The 22,895-nt window shown below is 72.6% G+C and carries 21 protein-coding genes; 11 read left to right on the top strand and 10 right to left on the bottom strand.

The features are described from left to right. Nucleotides 1-12: 12 nt before the first annotated feature. The 5 genes from RPQ07_RS22285 to RPQ07_RS22265 all read right to left on the bottom strand — a co-directional run bounded on the left by RPQ07_RS22285 (nt 13) and on the right by RPQ07_RS22265 (nt 5,779). Nucleotides 13-414 carry a hypothetical protein gene (locus RPQ07_RS22285; RefSeq protein ID WP_313945940.1) on the bottom strand — a complete coding sequence of 134 codons (402 nt, stop codon included), beginning with the start codon at nt 412-414 and terminating at the stop codon, nt 13-15. Further along, on the bottom strand, nt 411-2,339 hold the full coding sequence (locus RPQ07_RS22280) for a hypothetical protein (protein WP_313945939.1): 1,929 nt from the start codon (nt 2,337-2,339) through the stop codon (nt 411-413). Before RPQ07_RS22280 ends, RPQ07_RS22285 begins: the two co-directional genes overlap by 4 nt. A 224-nt stretch (nt 2,340-2,563) precedes the next feature. Beyond that, the gene (locus RPQ07_RS22275; protein ID WP_313945938.1) at nt 2,564-3,355 is read right to left on the bottom strand and encodes a polysaccharide deacetylase family protein; all 792 of its coding nucleotides are present in this window, start codon (nt 3,353-3,355) and stop codon (nt 2,564-2,566) included. 17 nt (nt 3,356-3,372) lie between these two features. Then, on the bottom strand, nt 3,373-4,671 hold the full coding sequence (locus RPQ07_RS22270; RefSeq protein WP_313945937.1) for a glycosyltransferase: 1,299 nt from the start codon (nt 4,669-4,671) through the stop codon (nt 3,373-3,375). Between the two features lie 31 nt (nt 4,672-4,702). Continuing rightward, nucleotides 4,703-5,779, bottom strand: coding sequence for a GNAT family N-acetyltransferase (locus RPQ07_RS22265; protein ID WP_313945936.1), 1,077 nt, complete (start codon nt 5,777-5,779; stop codon nt 4,703-4,705). Nucleotides 5,780-6,119: 340 nt separating this feature from the next. On the opposite strand from RPQ07_RS22265, the gene RPQ07_RS22260 reads away from it, so the two are divergent. The 6 genes from RPQ07_RS22260 to RPQ07_RS22235 are packed head-to-tail and all read left to right on the top strand — an operon-like array spanning nt 6,120 to nt 11,567. Beyond that, nucleotides 6,120-7,574, top strand: a complete 1,455-nt coding sequence (locus tag RPQ07_RS22260) for an ATP-binding protein (protein ID WP_413777764.1) — start codon at nt 6,120-6,122, stop codon at nt 7,572-7,574. Next, nucleotides 7,571-8,017 carry a roadblock/LC7 domain-containing protein gene (locus RPQ07_RS22255; protein WP_313945935.1) on the top strand — a complete coding sequence of 149 codons (447 nt, stop codon included), beginning with the start codon at nt 7,571-7,573 and terminating at the stop codon, nt 8,015-8,017. Before RPQ07_RS22260 ends, RPQ07_RS22255 begins: the two co-directional genes overlap by 4 nt. Then, the gene (locus tag RPQ07_RS22250; protein ID WP_313945934.1) at nt 8,014-8,373 is read left to right on the top strand and encodes a DUF742 domain-containing protein; all 360 of its coding nucleotides are present in this window, start codon (nt 8,014-8,016) and stop codon (nt 8,371-8,373) included. Before RPQ07_RS22255 ends, RPQ07_RS22250 begins: the two co-directional genes overlap by 4 nt. Beyond that, nucleotides 8,351-9,007: a GTP-binding protein gene (locus RPQ07_RS22245; RefSeq protein WP_313945933.1), complete on the top strand. Its 657-nt coding sequence runs from the start codon at nt 8,351-8,353 to the stop codon at nt 9,005-9,007. The genes RPQ07_RS22250 and RPQ07_RS22245 overlap by 23 nt, the downstream gene beginning before the upstream one ends. After that, nucleotides 9,004-10,335, top strand: coding sequence for a cytochrome P450 (locus tag RPQ07_RS22240; protein ID WP_313945932.1), 1,332 nt, complete (start codon nt 9,004-9,006; stop codon nt 10,333-10,335). The genes RPQ07_RS22245 and RPQ07_RS22240 overlap by 4 nt, the downstream gene beginning before the upstream one ends. A gap of 26 nt (nt 10,336-10,361) precedes the next feature. Further along, on the top strand, nt 10,362-11,567 hold the full coding sequence (locus tag RPQ07_RS22235) for a cytochrome P450 (RefSeq protein WP_313948979.1): 1,206 nt from the start codon (nt 10,362-10,364) through the stop codon (nt 11,565-11,567). 60 nt (nt 11,568-11,627) lie between these two features. Here the strand turns inward: RPQ07_RS22235 and RPQ07_RS22230 are convergent, their stop codons facing one another. Then, nucleotides 11,628-12,317, bottom strand: coding sequence for an aspartate/glutamate racemase family protein (locus RPQ07_RS22230; protein ID WP_313945931.1), 690 nt, complete (start codon nt 12,315-12,317; stop codon nt 11,628-11,630). A gap of 74 nt (nt 12,318-12,391) precedes the next feature. Between RPQ07_RS22230 and RPQ07_RS22225 the strand changes: the two genes are divergently transcribed. After that, nucleotides 12,392-13,258: an SDR family oxidoreductase gene (locus tag RPQ07_RS22225; protein WP_313945930.1), complete on the top strand. Its 867-nt coding sequence runs from the start codon at nt 12,392-12,394 to the stop codon at nt 13,256-13,258. Here the strand turns inward: RPQ07_RS22225 and hutI are convergent. From hutI to hutU, 4 genes are all read right to left on the bottom strand, one after another. Then, nucleotides 13,237-14,406, bottom strand: a complete 1,170-nt coding sequence (gene hutI, locus RPQ07_RS22220; RefSeq protein WP_313945929.1) for an imidazolonepropionase — start codon at nt 14,404-14,406, stop codon at nt 13,237-13,239. The genes RPQ07_RS22225 and hutI overlap by 22 nt on opposite strands. 97 nt (nt 14,407-14,503) lie before the next feature. After that, a complete protein-coding gene (locus RPQ07_RS22215; protein WP_313945928.1) occupies nt 14,504-15,841 on the bottom strand; it encodes a formimidoylglutamate deiminase in 1,338 nt (445 codons plus the stop codon). Further along, nucleotides 15,832-17,022: an allantoate amidohydrolase gene (locus RPQ07_RS22210; RefSeq protein WP_313948978.1), complete on the bottom strand. Its 1,191-nt coding sequence runs from the start codon at nt 17,020-17,022 to the stop codon at nt 15,832-15,834. The genes RPQ07_RS22215 and RPQ07_RS22210 overlap by 10 nt, the downstream gene beginning before the upstream one ends. A 26-nt stretch (nt 17,023-17,048) precedes the next feature. Next, on the bottom strand, nt 17,049-18,761 hold the full coding sequence (gene hutU / locus RPQ07_RS22205) for a urocanate hydratase (protein ID WP_313945927.1): 1,713 nt from the start codon (nt 18,759-18,761) through the stop codon (nt 17,049-17,051). Between the two features lie 130 nt (nt 18,762-18,891). On the opposite strand from hutU, the gene RPQ07_RS22200 reads away from it, so the two are divergent. The 4 genes from RPQ07_RS22200 (at nt 18,892) to RPQ07_RS22185 (ending at nt 22,887) form a co-directional block, all read left to right on the top strand. Next, nucleotides 18,892-20,205: a diaminopimelate decarboxylase gene (locus RPQ07_RS22200; RefSeq protein ID WP_313945926.1), complete on the top strand. Its 1,314-nt coding sequence runs from the start codon at nt 18,892-18,894 to the stop codon at nt 20,203-20,205. Between the two features lie 54 nt (nt 20,206-20,259). Beyond that, entirely contained in the window at nt 20,260-20,724 is a 465-nt protein-coding gene (locus RPQ07_RS22195) for an SRPBCC family protein (RefSeq protein ID WP_313945925.1), read from the top strand. Between the two features lie 175 nt (nt 20,725-20,899). Beyond that, on the top strand, nt 20,900-22,264 hold the full coding sequence (locus RPQ07_RS22190) for an APC family permease (protein WP_313945924.1): 1,365 nt from the start codon (nt 20,900-20,902) through the stop codon (nt 22,262-22,264). A gap of 176 nt (nt 22,265-22,440) precedes the next feature. Continuing rightward, entirely contained in the window at nt 22,441-22,887 is a 447-nt protein-coding gene (locus RPQ07_RS22185; RefSeq protein ID WP_313945923.1) for a hypothetical protein, read from the top strand. Nucleotides 22,888-22,895: the final 8 nt, after the last annotated feature.

Raw genomic sequence — 22,895 nt, 5'->3', positions numbered from 1 at the left:
CGGCGCGCCCCTTCACCGGTCCCCCGTCGCGGGCTTGCGTTTCACTCGCTCGGCCGCTCCCTGGGTGGCGGCGGGCAGTGGCAGCCCGGGCAGCGCGGCGACCACGGTCGCGAACGCGGCGAGCGACACCATGAACGCCGTGGCCGAGAACGCCTCCACCAGGAACAGCGAGGTGGCGGTCAGCACACCCAGCGACAGGCTGATCGGGGCCGCCAGCGCGAACGCCTCCAGCCGGGCGCCCGACCGCAGCCGGGCGGGCTGCGGATGGAGCACGGCGAAGCCCGGCCCGAAGCAGACGAAGAGCAGCGCCGGGACCCAGCGCAGCGGCGAACCGCCGGGCAGCGCCGTCGCCGCGAGGGCCACCCAGCCCGAGAGGGCCACCGCCACTCTGAGCCGGTGCTCTTCCACCTTCATCGGACGGTCCCCCCGCTTCCTGTCCCAGGGCCTTGCGGCCGGTATTCCAGTACGACTCCGTACGGATGCTCCTCCACGACCCTGAACAACGGTGATGCCTCCAGGCGCGAACGCAGCGTGGCGAAGCCGCCGGCCGGGAGCAGTCCCTCGCCGGCGCTGTAGATGTCCTGCGTCCGGGTGAGCAGGACGAAGGCTTCGGTACCGCGGGGGATGCCCGCGGCCAGATAGCCCGCCGGATCCTTCAGCATCTTCTCGTTCTCCGGGAGTTCCTGCTCGGCGAAGAACCAGTGCTCCACCTGGTCGTAGCGGTGCAGCGCCTGCGGGAACGAGCCGGTGGTGGCGAGCAGCAACGCGCCCTTGGGAGCCCGGTCGATGGCACGGGTGACCATCGCCGTCTCGGCGGGCGGCGTGTAGTACATCCTCTCCTTGCCGTAGTACGACGGCAGGAATCCCACGACCAGCGCCACCAGCACCACCGGGAGCGCCACCGCCGTGACCCGGCGGCGGATCAGATGGACCCGCGTGGCCGGTCTGCGCAGGCCGGCGACGGGCGGGACGAGCGCGGCGGCCGCGAAGAAGGCCGCTCCCGGGAGCCCGAAGAGGTAGACGCGGAACAGCATTTCGCCGCCGTAGTCGTTGACGGCGAACAGCGGCACGGGAGCGGCCGACACGAGCAGCAGCGGCAGTGCGCTGCGGGTCAGCTTGCGCCGCGTCAGCACCGCGATGCCCGCGAGCGCGGCGACCGCCAGCACCATCAGCACATTGGCGAGTCCCGCCAGCTCCGGCCCCGGCCCGGTGAGCTCACCGGCGTAGCCCGCGCGGGAGTTCTGCATCAGCTCGCCGAGCGAGTCACGCAGGGTGCGCAGGGTCTCCAGGAACAGCGGCCGCCCCATCGTCAGGTCCCAGGCCAGCATGAGCAGTCCGGCGACGGCCAGGAGCCCCCAGTTGCGGTAGCGGCGGGTGAGCGTGAGGGCGAGCAGCGAGGCGCACAGCATCACCGGTGTGAGCTGGTGGGAGGCGTTGATGGCGACGATGAGCGGGGCGAGGATCGCGATGCAGACGGCCCGCTGGCGTACGCCGGTGGGGGGCGGCACCGGGGCCGCCACCGGATCCAGACAGGTGCGGTCGCGCAGCCTGCCCGCCGATCCCGGGCGCACGAAGTGGCGCAGCACCACGGCCAGCACGGTCAGATGCAGCAGGAACGCGAAGCCCTGCGGGGCCAGATAGTCCTGCCCGACCCAGTTGGCCACCTGGAAGATCCAGACGGCTGTCCACACCAGGCGCCAGTCCTCGGTGAAGGTGCGGTAGATCAGGATCAGGACCGGCATGACCAGCAGGCCGAGCACGATCGGCGCCCAGTTGAGATAGGCGGCCGCGCTCTCCACCCCGAAGACCCGCACCAGGGCGGCGTTGAGGGAGAAGAAGCCCGGCCACTGGTCGTACGCCGACATGTTGCCGGACAGGGCGGCGCCCGGCCGCAGTTCACCGTTCGCCAGCAGCTGGTTGATGACCGCGTCGTGCTTGGACGCCCAGGGGTAGCGCACCGAGTCGTACAGCAGGGCGGGCGCCGCCTTGAGCGCGAAGAGCAGTGCGACGCAGTAGGCCGCGGGCCACCACGGTGCGGTTCCCGCCCGGCGCAGACTGAACAGGAAGCCGCAGGTCAGCACCAGCAGCGACAGATGGAAGGCAAGGGGCAGCCGGTCCAGCAGACCGTAGTCGCCCATCGTGCGGAACCCGATGCGCGGCAGCGCGAACAGCCACAGACAGACGCCGGTCAGCAACGGCAGCCAGGTGAGCAGGAGATCCGGCCGGAGCAGGTCCGGGGGTGTCCTGGTGGTGGTCCGGGCCGCGTCGGCGGGCGGCGGCCCCTCTGCCGTCTCCAGGGCGGGCGACGGCACGCTGCGCCCTGTGAGCGGTGCAGGCATGCGTAGGCGCACAGTGCGACTCCCCCCACGAATGTGGTCGCGGCCGTCACGCCGCTTGTCCCTATCGGCGAAGTATAGAAAGAGATTTCGCGTTTGCGTGGCTCTCCCGGATTCTTGTCCGCCGCTTCTGCCGCCGGTCCGCGAACCGCGCCGCCGCGTGCCGGGCGCCCGGCCGTGGACGCGTCCGCCGCGTGCCGGGCGCCGGGCCGTGGACGCGTCCGCGGCTACCCCGCGAAGACCGGCCCCCTGACCGTCGCGCGGGCACGGCGGTAGAGCCGCCAGCCGACCGTTTTGAACGAGTCGGGGAACGGCGCGACCGGTGCGCCGCGGCCCTCCATCCACTCCTCGACATCGGCCGTGGTGTGCGTCCGGCGCAGGATCAGCCGGGAGATGCGGTAGGCCTCGTCGGTCTCCGAACTCAGCGCGTGCCGGACGGCCACCGCCGAGGCGTAGCCCTCGCGCAGCGCGGCCCGGCGCACCGCCCGGCTGTTGTAGCCGTGCGGATAGGCGAGATGGGTCACCTCATGGCCGAGCACGTCCTCCAGCACCCGTCGGGGCTCGCGCAGTTCGCGCCGCAGCTGTGACCGCGACAGCGTGTCCAGCTGCGGGTGGGTGACCGTGTGGGCGCCCACCTCCATGCCGTGCCGCACCAGCAGCGGCACCTGCGCGAGCGTCATCATCGGCGCCGGCGGCAGCAGCGAGTGCCGGCCCGGGGTGATGGCCCCGGTGGTGAGGTACGCGGTGGAGGGCAGTGACCGGGCGGCGAGTGCCTCGGCGGTCGGGCCCGGCAGATCGGCGAAGCCGTCGTCGAAGGTGAGGACGACGGGCCGGTCGGGCAGCGGCCCGTCACCCGCGAGAGCGCGCACGAGCGTCCCGATCGTGACCGGGGTGCGGCCGCTCGCCACGACGGCGTCGAGCTGCGCCTCGAAGTCCTTCGGGGTGACGGTGAACTCCGCGATCCAGTCCGGCGGATCGTCCATGACGGCGTGGTACAGCAGTACGGGAATGCGTGGCATCGTCGCGCCACCGCCTTTCATCGGTTGTCGCGGTCCCACGGCAGCGGTACGCCGCGGACCCGGCGGCGCGCCCTGGCGTAGCCGAGGGGACCCGCCAGCATGCCGCGGCGCTCCAGCCGCGAGAGATGGCGCGGCCAGGGGTGGTCCTGGGCGCCGTGCGCCCCCGGCACGACGGCGCCGCCGGAGTCGCGGTGCGCGGTGATGGTGCGGGCGTGGGCGAGACCCCGGGGCAGTTTCCGCAGCAGGGCGGGCAGCAGCGCGGGGCGCCGCACCAGCAGGGCGGTGAGATACGCGGTGAGGCCGGCCCCGTAGCCGTACGCCTGGTTCGTCAGGTCCCGCCAGGTCTCCCGGTGGTGGTGCCAGACCAGGGCCTCGGGGGTGTAGCGCAGCCGGTGGCCGGCGGCGAGGACGCTCACGAAGGCGTAGAGGTCGTCGCCTCCCCGGGCGGGGGTGCCGGTGCCGGTCGCCGGGTCGAAGCCGCCGATCGCGCGCAGCGCCGACGCCCGGAAGGCCATGTTGGCGCCGGAGCCGAAGCTGCCCGCGGTGAACGGGAACAGCGGTTCGTCCGCGGGCGGGTCGGCCGGGTCGTAGGTCCGGGGCGCGAAGCCCTTGGCGAAGCCTCCGTGGCTCTCCAGCAGGATCTGCGCGGGGGTGCCGAGTTTCGCGGGAAGGATCAGGCCCGTCGTGCAGCCGAGGCCGGGGTCGGCCGCGAAGGGCGCGGTGAGGGTGGAGAGCCACCGCCGGTCGGCGACGACGTCGTCGTCGGTGAAGGCGATGACCTCGCCATCGGCGACCGCGACACCGCGGTTGTGGGCGATCGCGAGACCGGGCACGGTCTCGCGGGCGTAGCGGACGCGGTCGGCGTACTTGTGCTCGACGAGGTCCTGGGTGGCGCCGGTGACGGGCGCGTTGTCGACGACGACGATCTCGAAGTCGGGGTGGTCCTGCGCGAGCAGCGAGTCGAGCGCGCGGGCGAGCTGATCGGCGCGCTCTCGGGTCGCGATGACGACACTGACCCGCGGTGGCGGACCGTCCGCCGGGCCCGCGGTGCGGTCCTCCCCGGCCGGGCGGGCCCCCTTCAGGTGCGCACGAGCGGCCGCCGCCACCGTGGTCGCGGGGTCCTCGCCCGGCGGGACATGGCAGACGATCGTGGCGACCGGGCGGCCGCGCAGCCGGACCAGGGCGTAGACCTCCCCTTCGGCTGCGGGCTCCGCCGCGTCCAGGGCGGGGCCGAAGCTCAGCACGGCGCCCTCGGGGCCGTCCAGGTCCAGTTCGGTGACCTGGATCGGCGGCATCTGCGGTACGTGGGTGTCCATCGTTCTTCCTTGCTTCCGAGTGCTCCCGCTGTCAGTGGCCGCGCAGTCGGGCCAGCCGGTTCAGCGCCGACCGGCCGTATCCGGCGAGCCTGGGCCTGCTGCGGACGAAGCTGTGGGCGCGCCGGCCGGGCTCGCGGCTGATGCGGTACAGCGCGGCTCGCGGTCCCGGGCGGACGGACGAGCCTTCCTGGACGAGCAGTTCGCAGGTGCGCAGCGCGTCCTTGTACTCCGCGTCGCCGCGGCCGAGGTCGAGCATCCCGATGCCCTCCGCCGCCGCCGACTCGGCCATCCGCAGATGCAGGATCAGTCCCGGTGAGTACTTGGCGAACTCCGGGTCGTACGCCGGGAACCAGCAGGACAGCACCGTCCTCGACCGCAGACCGAAGTGCGCGGCGACCGGCCGGTCCCCGGCGTAGAGCACGGAGAGCACTCCGGAGCAGCCGGGCGTGCGTGTCCCGTGGAGGTCGCGCACCAGGGTGCTGATCCAGTCCTTGGCGAACCGGTCGCGGCGGCCCGTCCTGCGGTACTGCGCGGACTTCCATTCCATGAGCCGGCGCAGCGCGGCCGGATCACGCTCGTCGAAGACGAAGCGCACCTCGCCCGCCTGCCGGCCGAGCCTGCGCTCCTTGGCCAGGGTGGTCTTGAGGAACTTGGGCGAACGGGCCCGCAGCTGCTCCTCGTACACCTCGTATCCCGTGCCGACGTCGATGACCGGAGAGGCGAACTCCTCCACCGCCCCGGGCGAGAACAGCCGCTGGCCCGCTTCGAGGTTGTCGAACTCCCAGGCGGACAGCCGGCAGGCCCGCAGCAGCTCGCGGGCCGTGATCTCCAGGCCGGGGCGCAGGATCGCGCCCTGGCAGTCGGACACTCCCAGTCCGATCGCCCGGCCGTGGCCGAGCGGGCCGCGCTCGTGGGGGAAGAAGCCGGCCGGCTCCCCGTCCTCGCGCAGTACGGCCACTCCGGCGCCCGGCCGCACCCGGCCGACGGCCAGGGTGAACTCCGGCTCCATGAAGGGGTTGGCGGGCATGCCGGTCTTGGCACGCAGTTCACGCCAGGCCTCCGCCTCCCCTTCCCCCAGCTCCTCCGGCTTCACGACATGAATGCGCACACCGCTCAACTCGACCCCCCGGCCGTTCCCCTGGAACTTCCCCGGACAGGACGCTACCGGTCCAAATGCGCCCAGTCCCCCATTACGGGGAGCATCACCCATCTTGTGACGGAGTTGTGCAGTTCCAGGCCGTGAGGTTACGTGCGATGTCCGAGTGACGGGCAGGCTTGTGCACCAATGTGGCGGGGATTGGCCAACTGCACTTCGAACGAGACCGGTTGATCGTAGGATCTGACTGCTCCCGACCCCCCTAGGGAGCTTTGTGTGTCCTGGAAGGGCTCAGCTCCGTGATCGTGATCAACGTCGTGGTCTGCAAAGACGCCGATTCGAGGTCGTCGTGGTGAGCCGGGCGGGCGCCGGGCCGGGGGTGTGGTGGCCCGTCGCGTTGATCGTCGCTGCCGCCGGTGCGGCGCTCACCGGCCGGGCCGCGGCCGACGCCGAGTGGCGGCAGATCCTGGCGGGCGGCTGCGCCGCCGTCGCGGTGCTGGTGATCGCCTGGGCCGTGATGCTGTCACGGCAGCTGGCGCTGGAGCGGGCGGGACGCGACCTCGACCGCCGCACCGCGGCCGCCCGCGGCGCCGAGATCGCCCACCTCGCGGCGGTCCGGCTGCCCGCGATCACCGAGCGGCTGCGCACGGGCCAGCGGCTGGACACCGTGCCGGGCCCGCTCGCACCCGCCGCGCACACCGGCGAGGAGTTCGCCCGTGCACTGACGGCCGTGGTCGACGCGCTCGGCTCGGACGACGCCGTGCGCCGCGAACGGGCGCTGCGGGACTCCGTCCAGGCGGCCTTCGAGTCGGTCGCCCGCAACATGCACGCCATGGCCACCGTCCAGCAGCAGGTGCTCGACCGCGTCGAGCAGACCATCGACGACCCGCGGCTGATGGCCGAGGTCATGAAGGCCGACCACGCGGCGGCCCAGATGACCCGCAAGTCGCAGACCCTGCTGGTGATGTGCGGCATCTGGCCGGCCCGGCGCGAGACCCGGCCGGTCTCGCTCTACGACTGCGTACGCGGCGCACAGTCCCGGATCGTGGAGTTCGGCCGGATCGACGTGCACGGCGGCCAGACGCTCTACGTCGTCCCGCCCGCGGTCGAGGGCCTGATGCACGCCGTCGCCGAACTCCTGGAGAACGCCACGGTCTTCTCCCCCTCCCGCACCCAGGTCGTCGTCACCGTCCGCGAGGTGGGCGCAGGCGCCGTCGTGGAGATCGACGACGCCGGGCTCGGCATGCCGCCGGACGTGCTCCACCAGGCCCAGGCCCGGCTGCGCGAGGAGATGGACCTGGCGAACCTCGGCGCGGTGCCGCGCCTCGGTCTCGCCTGCGTCGGGCGCTGGAGCCGGGAGCTCGGCTTCAAGGTGGAACTGACGGGAGCGTCCGCGTACGGCGGCACCCGTGCGGTGGCGTTCGTGCCGTACCGGCTGCTGACCGAGCCGCTGTCGCACTTCTCCGACGTCACCGACCGCGGCACCGTCTCCGTGTCCCGGGCCGACCGGCCCGGCACCCACACATCGCCGCACGGCACGGCTCAACAGGCAGCCCTCCAGGGGCATGCCGCGCCGGGGGCGCTGCCCCGCCGGCGCAGCCGCCGCGGCGCCGCCGTGGAGGCCGCCGCCCAGCAGGCCCTCCAGGCACCGCCTCCCGCGCCGGCCGCACCCGACGGGCCTGCCTGGACCCCGGAGGCCGCTCGGGCGTCGATCGCCAGTGTGGTCTCCGGTTCGCGCCGCGGGCGCGCTGCCGTGGAGGACACCACAACCGACCCGTACGACGAAAGCGATGGAGGCCGGCCGTGACCGGGACCATAACCAGACTTCCCGACCTGGGCTGGATGCTGCGACCGCTGACCGAGATCCCGGGCGTCCGGCACGCGGTGGTGGTCTCCGAGGACGGGCTGCGCCTCGGACACGCGTCGGCGGAGAACCTCTCGGGCCCCGTCGCCTCGCTCAGCGTGGGCGAGGCCGAGGCGCTCTCCGCGGCCTGCGCCGCGATGACGATGACCGGACGCTCCACCGCCGCGCTGCTGTTCGGCGGCGGCGCCGGGGTCCGTCAGCTGATGCTGGAGTCCGAGCACGGCTTCGTGCTCTTCACCCACGCGGGAGTGGGCGCGCATCTGGGCGTGGCCACCGACCCGAGTGCCGATGTCGGACTGGTCGCCCAGCAGATGCAGTTGCTGGTAGCGAAGATCGGCGCGCACCTGGCCAGCCAGCCGCGGGACCCGGTGACCGATTCGTCATGACCGACCGCCCGGAGGAACGGACCACATCGGCGGTACGCCCGTATGTGATCACAGGGGGACGCTCGGACAGCGGCGGTGAGCCGCTGTCCTGGGAGACCCTCGTGATGGCCACTGACGCCGCCTTTCCCGCGTCCCTCCAGCCGGAGCACCACATGATCCTGGCCCAGTGCCAGGGGCTGCTGTCGGTCGCCGAGGTGGCGGCCCACATCGGCCAGCCGCCCTCGGTCGTCCAGGTACTGCTGTCCGATCTCGTCGAGTGGGGACTGATCGTGGTCCGCCCGCCCGTCCCGCCGGCCGAACGCACCGATGTGACCATGCTCAGAAAGGTCCTCCATGGCCTCGAAAGCCGCCTCTGACGCCCCGGGCCGGGCGCCGGGTGACGCAGCGGGACACCCGGGCCCGCCCCCGGTCGCCCAGCCGGGCAAGTACGTCACCCCCAGCGTCGCGGGCGCCGCGAAGATCCTCGTCGTCGGACCGCTGGGGGTCGGCAAGACGACGCTCATCGGCACCGTCTCGGAGATCGCGCCGCTGTCGACCGAGGCGATGATGACGCGGGCCGGCGCCCGGGTCGACACCCACGTCCACAGCGGCAAGACGACCACCACCGTCGCCCTGGACTTCGGCCGGATGACGATCGACGGCGATCTGGTGCTCTATCTGTTCGGCACCCCGGGCCAGCCGCGCTTCCTGCCCGCCTGGCGGGACCTCGCCAAGGGCTCGCTCGGCGCGCTGGCCCTGGTCGACACCCGTGACCTGGAGGCCTCCTTCGACGCCCTGGGCAATCTGGAGGACCTCGGGCTGCCGTTCGCGGTCGCCGTCAATCTCTTCCCGGAAAGCCCGCAGCACGACGAGAAGGAGCTGCGGGCAGCGCTCGACCTGCTCCCCGAGACTCCGCTGGTCACCTGCGACGCCCGGGACGCCCGCTCGTCGGTCGGAGCACTGATCGCTCTGGTCGGCCACCTCATCAACGCCGCCACGGAGTCGTCATGACCGTCCCGCCCCCGCCCACCGGCACCTCCCGTCCGCCGGCCGGCGGGCGCTGCCCGGTGGCCACCCCGCTGTACGGCCCGGACCTCGACGGCGACACCATGCCCGCCTTCTACGAGAAGCTGCGCCGTGAACACGGCCCGGTGGCGCCGGTGACCATCGCGCCCGGCATGCAGGCCTGGCTGGTGCTCGGCCACCGCGAACTGCTCCGGCTCACCCGCGAGGAGCAGGACTTCTCGCACGACCCGCGCCGCTGGACCCTGCTGCGCGAGGGACGGGTGCCTCTCGACTCGCCGATCATGCCGATGGTCGGCTGGCGGCCCGCGCTGCTGTTCACCGACGGGCAGCAGCACCGCCGGATGCGCTCCGCCGTCTCGCACGCACTGGCCTGCATCAACGGGCACGAACTGCGCCGCAGCGTACGGGCCACCGCCGAGCGGCTGATCGCCTCCTTCGCCGACCGCCGCGAGGCGGACCTGGTGCCGCACTACGCGCGCAAGCTGCCGCTCCAGGTCATCACCGGCCTGCTCGGCCTGGACGAACGGACCGGCCAGCAGCTGGTGCAGGCGATCGCCGGGATGGTCGCCGCCAACGCGGACTCCGTCAACGCCGCCCAGCGCATGAACACGATCCTCCAGGGCCTCATCGAGGAGAAGCGGCGCAGACCCGGCAACGACGTCACCTCGTCCCTGCTGCACCACCCGGCCCGGCTCACCGACGAGGAGGTGCTGCACAACCTCGTGGTGATGTTCGTGGCCGGCAACCAGACCACCGTCAACTGGATCGCGACCACGCTGCGCATCCTGCTGTGCGACCCGGCCTTCCGCTCCTCGCTCACCGGCGGGCACCTGAGCGTCGACGACGCGCTCGACCTGGTGCTGTGGCGCTACCCGCCGACGCAGAACTTCCCCGCCCGCTACGCCACCCGGGACCTGGAGTTCGGCGGCCAGCACATCCGCACCGGCGACATGCTCCTCCTCGGCCTCGCGGGAGCCAACCAGGACCCCGAGGTCCTGCCGCCCGACGGCGTCCCGGTGACCGGCAACCGCTCGCACCTGGCGTTCGGCGCGGGTCCGCACACCTGCCCGGCGCAGGACCCGGCCCGGCTCATCACCCGTACCGCCGTGGACACCATCCGGCACCGGCTGCCCGATCTGGAGCTGGCCGTACCGGAGTCGGACCTGGGGTGGATCAAGTCGCCCTGGAGCAAGGGGCTGGCGGCGCTGCCGGTGCGGTTCACCGAGCCGCAGCTGCCGCAGGCCGCGCAGTCCCCCACCGCAGAGCAGCAGGCCTTCTCGCCGACCTTCCCGCAGTCAGGAGAGCCCCGTTGAACACCTCCCCCAGCACGCCGCACCGCATGGACCCGGCCGGTGGCTGCCCGCACGCGGCCAACGCCCGGCTGCTCGCCGAGAACGCGGTGGCCGAGGTCGTCCTGCCCGGCGACGTCCCGGCCATGGCCGTCCTGGGGCACGAGGCACTCAAGGAGTTCCTCGCCCGGCCCGACGTCGCCAAGGGGGCGGCGCACTTCGCCGCGCTCCAGGCCGGTGAGATACCCGACGGCTGGCCGCTGAAGACCTTCGCCACCGTGCAGGGGATGACCACCGCCGACGGGGACGACCACCGGCGGCTGCGGTCGCTGGTGAGCAAGGCGTTCACCGCCCGCCGGGTGGAGGCGCTGCGGCCGCGGATCGCCACGGTGACCGCCGAGCTGCTCGACGGCCTCACCGACGCGGCCGCGGCGGGCGGCGGAGTCGCCGATCTGCGCACCCACTTCGCGCTCCCGCTGCCGATGGGCGTGATCTGCGAACTCCTCGGCGTGGACGCCGAGCACCAGGACCGGCTGCACCATCTGTCGAACCAGGTCGTGAGCACCTCCATCGGTCCCGAGGAGGCGATGGCCGCCAACCGCGAGATGGTGGAACTCCTCGCCACGGTGGCCGCGACCCGTATGCAGGACCCCGGCACCGATCTGACCAGCGCGCTGATCGCTGCCCGCGAGGAGGACGGCGACCGGCTCAGCCGCCAGGAGCTGATCGGCACCCTGCTGCTGATGATCATCGCGGGTCACGAGACCACGCTGAACCTGATCACCAACGCCGTGCGCGCCCTGTGCACCCACCGCGACCAGCTGGAGCTGGCGCAGTCCGGCAAGGCGGGCTGGGCGGACGTGGTGGAGGAGACGCTGCGCTGGGACAGCCCGGTCAGCTTCTTCCCGTTCCGCTATCCCACCCGCGACATCACGCTGGACGGGACCGTGATCCCCCAGGGGACGCCGGTGCTGGCCGGGTACTCGGCGGCCGGCCGGGACACGGCCGCGCACGGGCCGGACGCGGACCGCTTCGACATCACGCGCACCGCCGCGACCCGGCATCTCTCCCTCGGTCACGGCGCGCACTACTGCCTGGGAGCGCCGCTGGCCCGGATGGAGGCGACGATCGCGCTGGAGCAGCTGTTCACCCGCTTCCCGCAGCTGGACCTCGCGGTGCCCGACGGCGAACTGCCGCGCCACGCCAGCTTCGTGGGCAACAGCGTGCAGAAGCTCCCGGTGCGGCCGGGGGGCTGACACGGCGGGTCGGGGCGCGGTTCCAGCGGGTACGGCAGCCCGGCAGCCCCCGCGCCTCGCTCAGCGCAGCGCCGCGTCCACCGCGGCCTGCGCGTGCAGCCGGGTCGTCGGGAACACCGGCACCGGGCTGTCCCCGGCCCCGATCAGCAGCTCGATCTCGGTGCAGCCGAGGATGACGCCCTCCGCGCCCTCCGCGACCAATGCGGCGATGACCTCCTGGTAGGCGGTACGGGACTCCTCGCGTACGACACCGAGGCAGAGCTCCTCGTAGATCACCCGGTGCACCAGAGCGCGCCCTGCGGCGTCCGGGACGATGACGTCGAGCCCGTGCCCCGCGAGCCGGTCGCGGTAGAAGTCCTGCTCCATGGTGAAGGCGGTGCCGAGCAGCCCGACCTTGCCGAGGCCCGCGGACCGTACGGCGTCGGCGGTGGCGTCCCCCAGGTGCAGCAGCGGGACGGAAACGGCCTCCTCGACCTGCCCCGCCACCTTGTGCATGGTGTTGGTGCAGATCAGCAGGAGTTCGGCGCCCGCGGCCTCCAGCCCCTTCGCGGCGTCGGCGAGGATCTCGCCCGCCCGCTCCCACTCCCCCGCGGCCTGAAGCTCCTCGATGTCGGCGAAGTCGACGGAGTGCAGTACGCACCGGGCGGAGTGCAGACCGCCGAGCCTCTCGCGGACGAACTCGTTGAGAAGCCGGTAGTACTCCGCGCTGGATTCCCAGCTCATGCCGCCGATCAGCCCGATGGTCCTCATCGCTTCACTGTGCCAGCCCCGCGGGCGGCGGGGCGAGCTGCGGCCCCCGGCCGGGGTGACCGACACTGGAGGGCATGTCTGAGGTCATCGCCGTCACCGGAGCCGGCGGCCGCATCGGCGGCCGTGTCGCACGTCGTCTCGCCGAACAGGGCGCCGCGGTGCGTCTGTTGGGACGGGATCCGGCGCGACTGCCACGGATCGCGGGGTCATCGATCGCGCCGGGCGCCCCGTACGGGGACGGCGAGGCGATGCGCGGGGCGTGCGAGGGCACGGGAACCCTCTTCCTCGTCTCCGCGCACGAGGCGCGGGACCGGGTGCGGGAGCACACCACCGCCGTCGACGCGGCCGTCGCGGCGGGCGTCGGCCGGATCGTGTACGTGTCCTTCCTCGGTGCCTCGCCGGACGCCACGTTCACCTTCGCCCGCGACCACTGGCACACCGAGGAGCACATCCGGGCCTCGAGCGTGCGGTACACGTTCCTGCGCGACAGCTTCTATCTGCTCGCGCTGGCGTCGATGGCCGGGGCGGACGGAGTGATCCGCGGGCCGGCGGGCGAGGGGCGGGTCTCGGCCGTCGCCCACGACGACATCGCGGACTCGGCGGTGAGCGTGCTGCTCGGGGAGGGCCACGACGGCCGGACGTACGACATCACCGGACCGGCGGCCCTCTCGCTGACCGAGGTGGCCGCCGAACTGAGCCGCGTCACCGGCCGCACCGTCCGCTACGAGGACGAGACCCGGCAGCAGGCCTACGCCTCACGCGCCGGCTACGGCGCCGAGGACTGGGAGGTGACCGGCTGGGTCACCTCCTACGAGGCCATCGCGAACGGGGAGATGGCCGAGGTCTCCGGCGCGGTGCCGGAGCTGACCGGGCGTCCCGCGCAGAGCCTCGCCCGGTACCTGGCCGAGAACCCGGACGCCTACCGGCACCTGACGCCCTGACGCCACACGTCGCTCACCAGCGGCACGCCGGGACGGTAGGCGAGATGGACATGGCTCGGCGCGTCGAGCAGGGCGATGTCCGCACGGGCACCGGGGGCGATCCGGCCGATGTCGGTTCGGCGCAGGGCGGCCGCGCCGCCCGCGGTCGCCGACCAGATCGCCTCGTCCGGGGTCATCCCCATGTCGCGTACAGCGAGGGCGATGCAGAACGGCATCGACGAGGTGAACGACGAGCCCGGGTTGCAGTCGGTCGACAGCGCCACGGTGGCTCCCGCGTCGAGCAGCCGGCGCGCGTCCGGCCACACGGCCCGGGTCGAGAACTCCGCGCCGGGCAGCAGCGTGGCGACCGTGCCGCCGCTCGCGAGCGCGTCGACGTCCGCGTCCGTGAGATGGGTGCAGTGGTCGGCGCTGGCCGCGTCGAGTTCGACGGCGAGCTGGACCCCGGGGCCGAAGCTCAGCTGATTGGCGTGCACGCGGGGGATGAGGCCCTTCGCCCGGCCCGCCGTGAGGATCGCGCGTGCCTGGTCGCCGTCGAAGGCGCCCTTCTCGCAGAAGACGTCGATCCAGCGGGCGTGGGGCGCACAGGCGTCGAGCATCTCCCCGGTGACCAGGTCGACGTAGCCGGCGGGGTCGTCGGCGTAGTCGGGCGAGACGATGTGCGCGCCGAGGTAGGTGACCTCCTCGGTGTGCTGCGCGGCGATGCGCAAGGCGCGGGCCTCGTCGTGGGTGGTGAGGCCGTATCCGGACTTGGTCTCGAAGGTGGTCGTGCCCTGCCGCAGAGCCTCGTCGAGATAGCGGGTCAGATTCGCCTCGAGGGCGGCGTCGCTCGCGGCGCGGGTGGCGGCGACGGTGGTCCGGATGCCGCCGGCGGAGTAGGCGCGGCCGGACATGCGGGCGTTGAACTCCGCGGTGCGGTCGCCGCCGAAGACGAGGTGGGAGTGGGAGTCGACGAACCCGGGGATCACGGCGCGGCCGCCGGCGTCGAAGGCCTCGTCGGCGGCGGGGGCGTCCGCGGCCGCTCCGACCCACGCGATGCGGTCGCCGTCGATGACGACGGCGGCGTCGAGGACGAGGCCGAGGGGGGTGGCGTCGCCCTGGGCGGGGTCGTTGGTGACGAGGCTGCCGATATTGGTGACGAGCGTGCTCATGGGGTCCTCTCGGGTCGTTCCGTACCGGGGCTCATCCGGCCCCGCGCCCGCGGCACCGGCGATGCCGGCAGCCGCGCGCGCTCAGGCGTTCCGGGCCTCAGGCCCTCAGCCCGGTGATCGCTTCCGCCAGGGCCGATGCCACGTCCGGAACCAGTGTGTGGGTGCCGGAGCGCACCACATGACGGCCCGCGACCACCGTGTCCCGTACATCCGCCGAGGTCGCGGCGAACACCGCCGTCTCCGCCGCCAGCCGCGCCACCGGGCCCGCCGTGCGGACCGAGTCCAGTGCGACGGTCGTGAAGTCGGCGAGCGCGCCGGTCTCCAGGCGTCCCGCCTCCTCCCAGCCCAGTGCCGCGTGCCCGTCGCCGGTCGCGGCCCGCAGCAGTGCCGCCGCCGTCCAGTGGCCCCGGGTCCGGGTCCGCAGGCGTTCGTTCAGCTCCATCGCCCGCGCCTCCTCCAGCAGGTCGATCACCGCGTGGCTGTCGCTGCCGAGCGAGAGGGGTGATCCGGCGCGCTGGAGGGCGGCGGCCGGGCCGATGCCGTCGGCGAGATCGCGTTCGGTGGTCGGGCACATGCAGGTGCCCGTGCCGGTGGAGCCGATGAGCGCGATGTCCTCGTCCGTCAGATGGGTGTTGTGCACGCCCGTCGTGCGGGGGCCGAGCACACCGTGGTCGGCGAGCAGCCGCGTCGGGGTGACGCCGTGCGCCGCGCGGCAGGCGTCGTTCTCGGCCGTCTGCTCGGAGAGATGGACGTGCAGCGGGGCCCGCCGGGCGGACGCCCAGGCGGCGACGGTCTCGAGCTGCGCCGCCGGCACCGCCCGTACGGAGTGGACGGCCGCGCCGATCCGCACCTGGTCGCTGTCCTTGAGCAGCGCGGCACGCGCCGCCCACGCATCCGCGGTCTTGTCGGAGAACCGGAGCTGGTGGGCGTCGGGCGCCTTGCCGAAGCCGGACGACAGATAGGCCGTGTCGAGCAGGGTGATGCGGATGCCCGCGTCCGCGGCCGCCGCGATCAGGGCCTCGCCCATGGCGTTGGGGTCCGCGTACGGCACCCCGCCGGGCCCGTGGTGCAGATAGTGGAACTCGCCCACCGCGGTGATCCCCGCCAGCGCCATCTCCGCGTACACCGCCCGCGCCAACGCGTGGTACGTCTCCGGGGTCAGCCGGGACGACACCTGGTACATCACCTCGCGCCAGGTCCAGAACGTGCCCGAGCCGACCTGGACGGTGCCGCGCAGCGCCCGGTGGAAGGCGTGCGAGTGCGTGTTGGCGAGGCCCGGCAGCGTCAGCCCGCGCAGCGCCACGGCGCCGGGCTCCGGTGCCCCGACGCCGGTGCGGACGGCCACGATCCGGCCGTCTCGCACGTCCAGTGCCACACCCGGCTCGACATAGCTGTCCAGCCAGGCGTGTTCGGCCCAGTACGTCGTCAGCGGCACGCGAGACCCTCCAGTACGTCGGCGAGCGCCAGTACCCCGGCCACACAGTCGTCCTCGGCCGCGAACTCGGCCGGGGAGTGCGAGACACCCGTGGGGTTCCGTACGAACAGCATGGCGGTCGGGACCGAGCCGGAGAGGATTCCGGCGTCGTGTCCCGCGCCCGTGCCGAGGACGGGCACCCGTCCGCCGAGGATCCGGTTCAGTTCGTCGCGCAGGGCGTGCTCGAACTCGACGACCGGCGTGAAGGACTCCCGTACGACGGTGAGGTCGACGCCGTCGCGCTGGGCGCGCTCCTTGGCGGCCTGCTCGACCGCGGCGACGACGGTGTCGAGGGTGGCCTGGTCGGCGGCGCGTGAGTCCAGCCAGCCGCGCACCAGCGACGGGATGGCGTTGACGCCGTTCGGCTCGACGGAGATCTTGCCGAAGGTGGCGACCGCGCCGGCGAGTTCGGCCTCGCGACGGGCGGCCAGGACGGTCTCCGCGTACGTCAGCATCGGGTCGCGGCGGTCCACGAGGCGGGTGGTGCCGGCGTGGTTCGCCTCGCCGTGGAAGTCGAACCGCCAGCGGCCGTGCGGCCAGATGGCGGAGGCGATGCCCACCGCGTCGCCGGACAGGTCGAGCGCGCGGCCCTGTTCGACGTGCAGCTCGACGAACGCCCCGATCCGGGCGAGCCGCTCCGGGTCGGGCCCGATCGTCTCGGGGTCGTAGCCCGCCGCCTCCATGGCCTCGGGCAGCGAGACGCCGTCGCCGTCCCGGAGCTGATACGCCTTCTCCTTGGTCAGCTGCCCGGCGCTGAGCCGGGAGCCGACGCAGGCGAGACCGAAGCGGGCGCCCTCCTCGTCACCGAAGTTGGTGACGGCCACCGGCCGGGTGAACTCCGCTCCCCTGCGACGGAGTTCGTCGAGCGCGGCGAAGGAGGACACCACACCGAGCGGGCCGTCGAAGGCTCCGCCGTCGGGGACGGAGTCGAGGTGCGAGCCCGTCACGACGGCGTTCGGGGCCTGCGGGTCGCCGTGCCAGGCCCACTGGTTGCCGTTGCGGTCGGTCTCGTAGGCGAGGCCGCGGGCCTCGGCCTGCTCCTGGAACCAGGTCCGGCAGTCGGCATCGGCCCCGGTCCACGCGTGGCGCCGGTAGCCCTTGGTCTCCGCGTGCCGCCCCACGGGGGCGAGCTCGGCCCACATCGAGTGGAACGAGCCACCGGCGTCGCTCACGCCTCCTCCCGCATCGGGACGCGGACGCCCTTGTCGTCGGCGACGGACTCGGCGATGTCGTAGCCCGCGTCGACGTGCCGGATGACGCCCATGCCCGGGTCGTTCGTCAGCACGCGGCGGATCTTCTCGCCCGCGAGCTTGGTGCCGTCGGCCACCGAGACCTGGCCGGCGTGGATGGAGCGGCCCATGCCGACACCGCCGCCGTGGTGGATGGAGACCCAGGACGCACCGGAGGCGACGTTGACCATCGCGTTCAGCAGCGGCCAGTCCGCGATGGCGTCCGAGCCGTCGAGCATGGCCTCGGTCTCGCGGTACGGGGACGCCACCGAGCCGCAGTCCAGGTGGTCGCGGCCGATCGCGAGGGGGGCGGCCAGCTCGCCGCTCGCCACCATGTCGTTGAACCGCTCGCCGGCGCGGTCCCGCTCGCCGTAGCCGAGCCAGCAGATACGGGCCGGGAGGCCCTGGAAGTGGACCCGCTCGCCGGCCATCTTGATCCAGCGGTGCAGCGACTCGTTCTCGGGGAAGAGTTCGAGCATCGCCTTGTCGGTCTTGTGGATGTCCGAGGCCTCGCCGGACAGGGCCGCCCAGCGGAAGGGACCCTTGCCCTCGCAGAACAGCGGCCGGATGTAGGCGGGCACGAAGCCGGGGAAGTCGAACGCCCGGTCGTAACCGGCCAGTTGGGCCTCACCGCGGATGGAGTTGCCGTAGTCGAAGACCTCGGCACCGGCGTCCATGAAGCCGACCATCGCCTCGACGTGCCGGGCCATGGACTCCCGGGCGCGCTGGGTGAAGTCGGCGGGCTTCTCGGCGGCGTAGGAGGCCATGTCGTCGAAGTCGACGCCGAGCGGCAGATACGCCAGCGGGTCGTGCGCCGAGGTCTGGTCGGTCACGATGTCGACGGGCGCACCCTCGGCGAGCATCCGCGGCAGCAGCTCCGCCGCGTTGCCGAGGAGGCCGATGGAGAGCGGGCGGCGGGCGTCCCGCGCCTCGGTCGCCAGCTGGAGCGCGTGCTCCAGGGAGTCGGCGCGCACGTCCAGGTAGCGGTGCTCGATCCGGCGGTCGATGGCGCGCGGGTCGACGTCGATGCAGATCGCCACGCCGTCGTTCATGGTCACGGCGAGCGGCTGGGCGCCGCCCATGCCGCCGAGACCGGCGGTGAGGGTGATCGTCCCGGCGAGGGTGCCGCCGAACTTCTTGGCCGCGACCGCGGCGAAGGTCTCGTACGTGCCCTGGAGGATGCCCTGGGTGCCGATGTAGATCCAGGAGCCGGCCGTCATCTGGCCGTACATCGTGAGGCCGAGGGACTCCAGGCGCCGGAACTCCTCCCAGTTCGCCCAGTCGCCGACCAGGTTGGAGTTGGCGATGAGCACACGCGGGGCCCACTCGTGCGTCTGCATGACGCCGACGGGGCGGCCGGACTGGACGAGCATCGTCTCGTCCTGCTTGAGCGTCCGCAGCGTGCGCACCATGGCGTCGTAGGAGCGCCAGTCGCGGGCGGCCTTGCCGGTGCCGCCGTAGACGACGAGCTTGTCGGGGTGCTCGGCGACCTCGGGGTCGAGGTTGTTCTGCAGCATGCGGAGGGCGGCTTCCTGCTGCCATCCCAGGGCGCTCAGTTCCGTACCGCGCGGTGCCCGTACCGGAGTGGAGGGCGGCCCGGAGGGCCTCGGCTGAGGGCGGTGGTGGGGGACGGGTGGGAGGGGTCCTGACATGGCGATGCCTCCTCGCGACTGCGACTGCTGGTGCGACGGTGAATGTTGCCGCTTCTATTCACATCCTGGAGGTCTGAATAGTCTTAGTCAACAGCTGCACCCGGTCCCGCCGGATGATTGGCTGGCACACATGTCTTCCGAACGCCGGCACCGAGCCGTACGAGCAGCCGTCGAACAGGGCCTTCTCAGCGAGGAGCAGCCCGTCGCGGCCCTCCTCGACGTGGCCGGGATCCGCGCCTGTGCAACCGCCCTGCGGGACGCCTTCGCCGCCGTGACCGACGCACCCGTGCTGCACGCCTTCGCCGTGAAGGCCGCGCCCCTCGTACCGGTGCTGGCGCTGCTCGACGACGAGGGCATCGGGGCGGAGGTCGCGAGCCCCGGCGAGCTGGCACTGGCGCGGGCCGCGGGTGTACGCCCCGAGCGCATCGTCCTGGACTCCCCCGCCAAGACCCCCGCCGAGCTGCGCGAGGCCCTCGCCCTCGGCATCGCGGTCAACGCCGACAACCCCCAGGAACTCGTTCGCATCGACGCCCTCGTGCGGTCGGCGGGCAGCACGTCGCCGGTCGGACTGCGCGTCAACCCCCAGGTCGGCTCAGGGGCCATCGAAGCGCTCTCCACCGCCACGGCGACCTCGAAGTTCGGCGTCGCGCTGCGCGACGAGGGCGCCCGCGAGAGCGTCGTCCGCGCGTATCTCGACCGGCCCTGGCTGACGCGGCTGCACACCCACACGGGCTCGCAGGGCGTACCGCTCACGCTGATGGCCGAGGGCGTCGCCGCGGCGTACGACCTCGCCGAGGAGATCAACCGGGCCGCCGGCCGGCAGCAGATCGACACCCTGGACATCGGCGGCGGGCTTCCGGTCAACTTCGCCTCCGACGAGCAGACCCCGTCCTTCGCCGAATACGCGCGGCTGCTCCGGGAGCGGGTGCCGGGGCTGCTCGACGGCCGCTACGGCCTGGTGACCGAGTTCGGCCGGTCGCTGCTCGCCAAGCACGGGCTGATCCTGGCCCGCGTGGAGTACACCAAGACCTCGGGCGGGCGGCCCGTCGCGGTCACCCACGCCGGCGTGCAGGTCGCCACCCGTACCGTCTACGACCCGGCGTCCTGGCCCCTGCGCATCGAGGGCTACGACGCCAAGGGACTGCCCCGGACCGGCGAGAGCGTCGTGCAGGACGTCGCGGGCCCGGCCTGTTTCGCCGGGGACCTGCTGGCCGAGGCCCGGGCGCTGCCGCGGCTGGAGCAGGGCGATGTGATCGCCGCGCTCGACACCGGCGCGTACTACTTCTCCAGCCACTACGGCTACAACAGCCTGCCGCGGCCCGGGGTGCACGGGTACACCGCCGGGCCGGACGACACGGTGCGGTTCTCGCTCGTACGGGCTCCGCAGACCATGGCCGAGATCGTCGCCGAGTCGGGCGGAGCGCGACCGGACGCCCTGCTGTAGGCCGTGGCGCGCGGCCGGGGAGCGAGTGTCGTACCCGGCTGCTTTCCTGTGAGCATGGCCAACACGAGTGTTGTCGTCGAGCGCAGGATCGCGGCCCCGCCGGCCGCCGTCTGGGACGCCCTGACGGATCTGGAGAACGCGCCGAAGGTGCTGAGCGGTGTGGACGCGGTGGAGGTCCTCTCCCCCGGCCCGTTCGGCGTCGGCACCCGCTGGCGCGAGACCCGGCGCATGATGGGCAAGCAGGCGACCGAGGAGATCTACGTGACGGCGAGCGAGCCGCCCGCCCGCTATGTCGCGGAGGCGGACTCGCAGGGCGCGCACTACGTCTCGGAGTTCCTGCTGCGGGCGGAGGGTCCGGACGCGACGCAGGTGCGGATGACCTTCAGCGCCGAGCCGCCCGGAGGGTTCGCCGGGCTGCTGGCCAAGGTCCTCGGTCCGCTCGGCGCGCGGGCGGTGGCCAAGGCGATCGCGAAGGACCTCGACGACGTGGCGGCCGCGGTGGAGGGCCGCAGCACCTGATCCGGGCACGGCCTCTTCCCCGGACGGGGCTGCGCGGACTCCCCCTGGCCTCGCGGCCTCTTCCCCGGGCCGGGCGCGCGGGCTCCCCCGGACAGGCGTGTTCGGCGCCCCGGAGGCATCACCCGCGCCGGACCGGGCACACCTCAACCCACACCGAACTCCGGGGGAGGCTGCCGTGACCACCGAAACGCCCCAGGCTTCCGAGACTCCGGGCGGAGACAGTCCGCTCAAGCGAGCCATCGGGCCCAAGCTGCTGATCCTCTTCGTGATCGGCGACATCCTGGGCACCGGCATCTACGCCACGACCGGCAAGGTCGCCGGCAAGGTCGGCGGTGCGCTGTGGCTGCCGTTCGTCATCGGGTTCGTCGTCGCGATCCTCACGGCCGCGTCGTACGTCGAGCTCGTCGGCAAGTACCCGAAGGCCGCCGGAGCCGCGCTCTACACCCAGAAGGCGTTCAAGGTCCCGTTCCTGACCTTCATCATCGCCTTCATGGTGATGTGCTCCGGGCTGTCGTCCGCGAGCGCGGCGGCCCGGGCGTTCAGCGGGGACTACTTCCAGGAGTTCACCGACGCCATCCCGGCCACCCTCATCGCCATCCTCTTCATCCTCGCGCTGGCCGCGCTCAATCTGCGTGGTGTGTCGGAGTCGGTGAAGACCAATGTCGTGCTCACCATCGTCGAGCTGACCGGCCTGCTGATCATCCTCGTGATCGGCGCCTGGGCGGTGCTGACCGGCGAGGGTGACCCGTCCCGGCTGACCGAGTTCCAGGCGAGCGGCACGGGATACGCGCTGATCACCAGCGTGCTCGGCGCCACGGCCCTCGGCTTCTTCGCGTTCGTCGGCTTCGAGGACTCGGTCAACATGGCCGAGGAGACCAAGGACCCCGTGCGCACCTTCCCCCGGGCGATCTTCATCGGTGTCGGTGTCACGGGCACGATCTATGTGCTGGTCGCGCTGGCGTCCTCGCTGCTGGTCGACTACAAGACGCTGGAGAAGTCCAGCGGGCCCCTGCTGGAGGTGGTCGAGGCCGGCGGCGTGGCCTTCCCGCCCAAGCTCTTCGCCCTCATCGCGCTGTTCGCGGTCACCAACTCCGCGCTGATCAACATCATGATGGCCTCGCGGCTCTGTTACGGCATGGCCAACGAACGCATCCTGCCGCGGGCGATGGCCAAGGTCCTGCCCCAGCGCCGCACCCCCATCGTCGGCATCGTCTTCGTCTCGGCGCTGGCGATCGGGCTGGTGTCGACGGGCGAGATCGAAGGGCTCGGCGACACCACGGCATTCCTGCTGCTGTGCGTCTTCGCGGTGGTCAACGTGGCCGTTCTGGTGCTGCGCAAGACCCCTGTCGAGCACTCCCACTTCCGCGCCCCCACCGTGCTGCCGGTGCTCGGTGCGATCACCTCGCTGATCCTGGCCAGTCCGCTGGCCGACCGTGACGCCGAGGTCTACATCCGGGCGGGCGTGCTGATCGCGATCGGCATCGGACTGTGGGCGGTCAACAAGCTCGTGATGAAGGCGGGCGGCGAGGACACCGCCTGATCCGTACGGCTACCGCCGGCGGAGTCCGGCGCCATCGAAGCGCGGACCTTATCGGGACCGGGGCATGTTCCGATGGAAAATGCCCCAACTCCCCCCGACAGTAGCCACGTTGCGTAACCTCCCCGTCACTGGCGCACAACAGTGCGCGGAACGCCGAGGCGGGGAGGGGAGTCGGCGTGCCCGGAATCGACGAGTGCCTGCTGGAAGCCATGCTGGTGCCCGGTGCGCGCGGGGCGTCCATCGTGGACTGGATCAGCGGGCTCGCGCTCGGCACCGTCGGTGAAGCGGCCGGGCCCGATCACGAGACCACCGCGGCCGAGACGGCCGAGGTGGCCCGCATGGCCACCGAGTACACCGCAGTCGTCGCCCAGGAGCCCAGCATGCTCGGCGGCGACGGCGGACGGGATCTCGACGGCGGCGGCACGGAGCCGCTCAAGGACGACGGGCTGATCGTCGAGGACCTCATCGTCACCACCCGCACCTGCTATCACCTGGTGCGGTTCGTGGACACCACCGTCGACAGCAGCGTCTTCCTCCATCTGTGGCTCGACCGGGACCTGGGCAATCTCGCGCTGGCCCGCATCCGTCTTCAGCACCTCGCGGAGGGGCTGGTGCTCGGATGAGAGCGGCC

It is taken from the genome of Streptomyces sp. AM8-1-1, from assembly GCF_032229325.1.
In the GTDB taxonomy this organism is placed as follows: Bacteria; Actinomycetota; Actinomycetes; order Streptomycetales; family Streptomycetaceae; genus Streptomyces; species Streptomyces achmelvichensis.
The sequence above is the reverse complement of the archived record's forward strand: the minus strand, read 5'-3'. Positions and strand labels throughout refer to the sequence as shown.

Coding starts and splice junctions, on each gene's coding strand:
- RPQ07_RS22225 (WP_313945930.1), top strand. CDS start 12,392: ATGTCTGAGGTCATCGCCGTCACCGGAGCCGGCGGCCGCATCGGCGGC.
- RPQ07_RS22235 (WP_313948979.1), top strand. CDS start 10,362: ATGGACCCGGCCGGTGGCTGCCCGCACGCGGCCAACGCCCGGCTGCTC.
- RPQ07_RS22240 (WP_313945932.1), top strand. CDS start 9,004: ATGACCGTCCCGCCCCCGCCCACCGGCACCTCCCGTCCGCCGGCCGGC.
- RPQ07_RS22245 (WP_313945933.1), top strand. CDS start 8,351: ATGGCCTCGAAAGCCGCCTCTGACGCCCCGGGCCGGGCGCCGGGTGAC.
- RPQ07_RS22200 (WP_313945926.1), top strand. CDS start 18,892: ATGTCTTCCGAACGCCGGCACCGAGCCGTACGAGCAGCCGTCGAACAG.
- RPQ07_RS22275 (WP_313945938.1), bottom strand. CDS start 3,355: ATGCCACGCATTCCCGTACTGCTGTACCACGCCGTCATGGACGATCCG.
- hutI (WP_313945929.1), bottom strand. CDS start 14,406: ATGAGCACGCTCGTCACCAATATCGGCAGCCTCGTCACCAACGACCCC.
- RPQ07_RS22230 (WP_313945931.1), bottom strand. CDS start 12,317: ATGAGGACCATCGGGCTGATCGGCGGCATGAGCTGGGAATCCAGCGCG.
- RPQ07_RS22280 (WP_313945939.1), bottom strand. CDS start 2,339: ATGCCTGCACCGCTCACAGGGCGCAGCGTGCCGTCGCCCGCCCTGGAG.
- RPQ07_RS22250 (WP_313945934.1), top strand. CDS start 8,014: ATGACCGACCGCCCGGAGGAACGGACCACATCGGCGGTACGCCCGTAT.
- RPQ07_RS22285 (WP_313945940.1), bottom strand. CDS start 414: ATGAAGGTGGAAGAGCACCGGCTCAGAGTGGCGGTGGCCCTCTCGGGC.
- RPQ07_RS22210 (WP_313948978.1), bottom strand. CDS start 17,022: ATGTGGGCCGAGCTCGCCCCCGTGGGGCGGCACGCGGAGACCAAGGGC.
- RPQ07_RS22195 (WP_313945925.1), top strand. CDS start 20,260: ATGGCCAACACGAGTGTTGTCGTCGAGCGCAGGATCGCGGCCCCGCCG.
- RPQ07_RS22270 (WP_313945937.1), bottom strand. CDS start 4,671: ATGGACACCCACGTACCGCAGATGCCGCCGATCCAGGTCACCGAACTG.
- hutU (WP_313945927.1), bottom strand. CDS start 18,761: ATGTCAGGACCCCTCCCACCCGTCCCCCACCACCGCCCTCAGCCGAGG.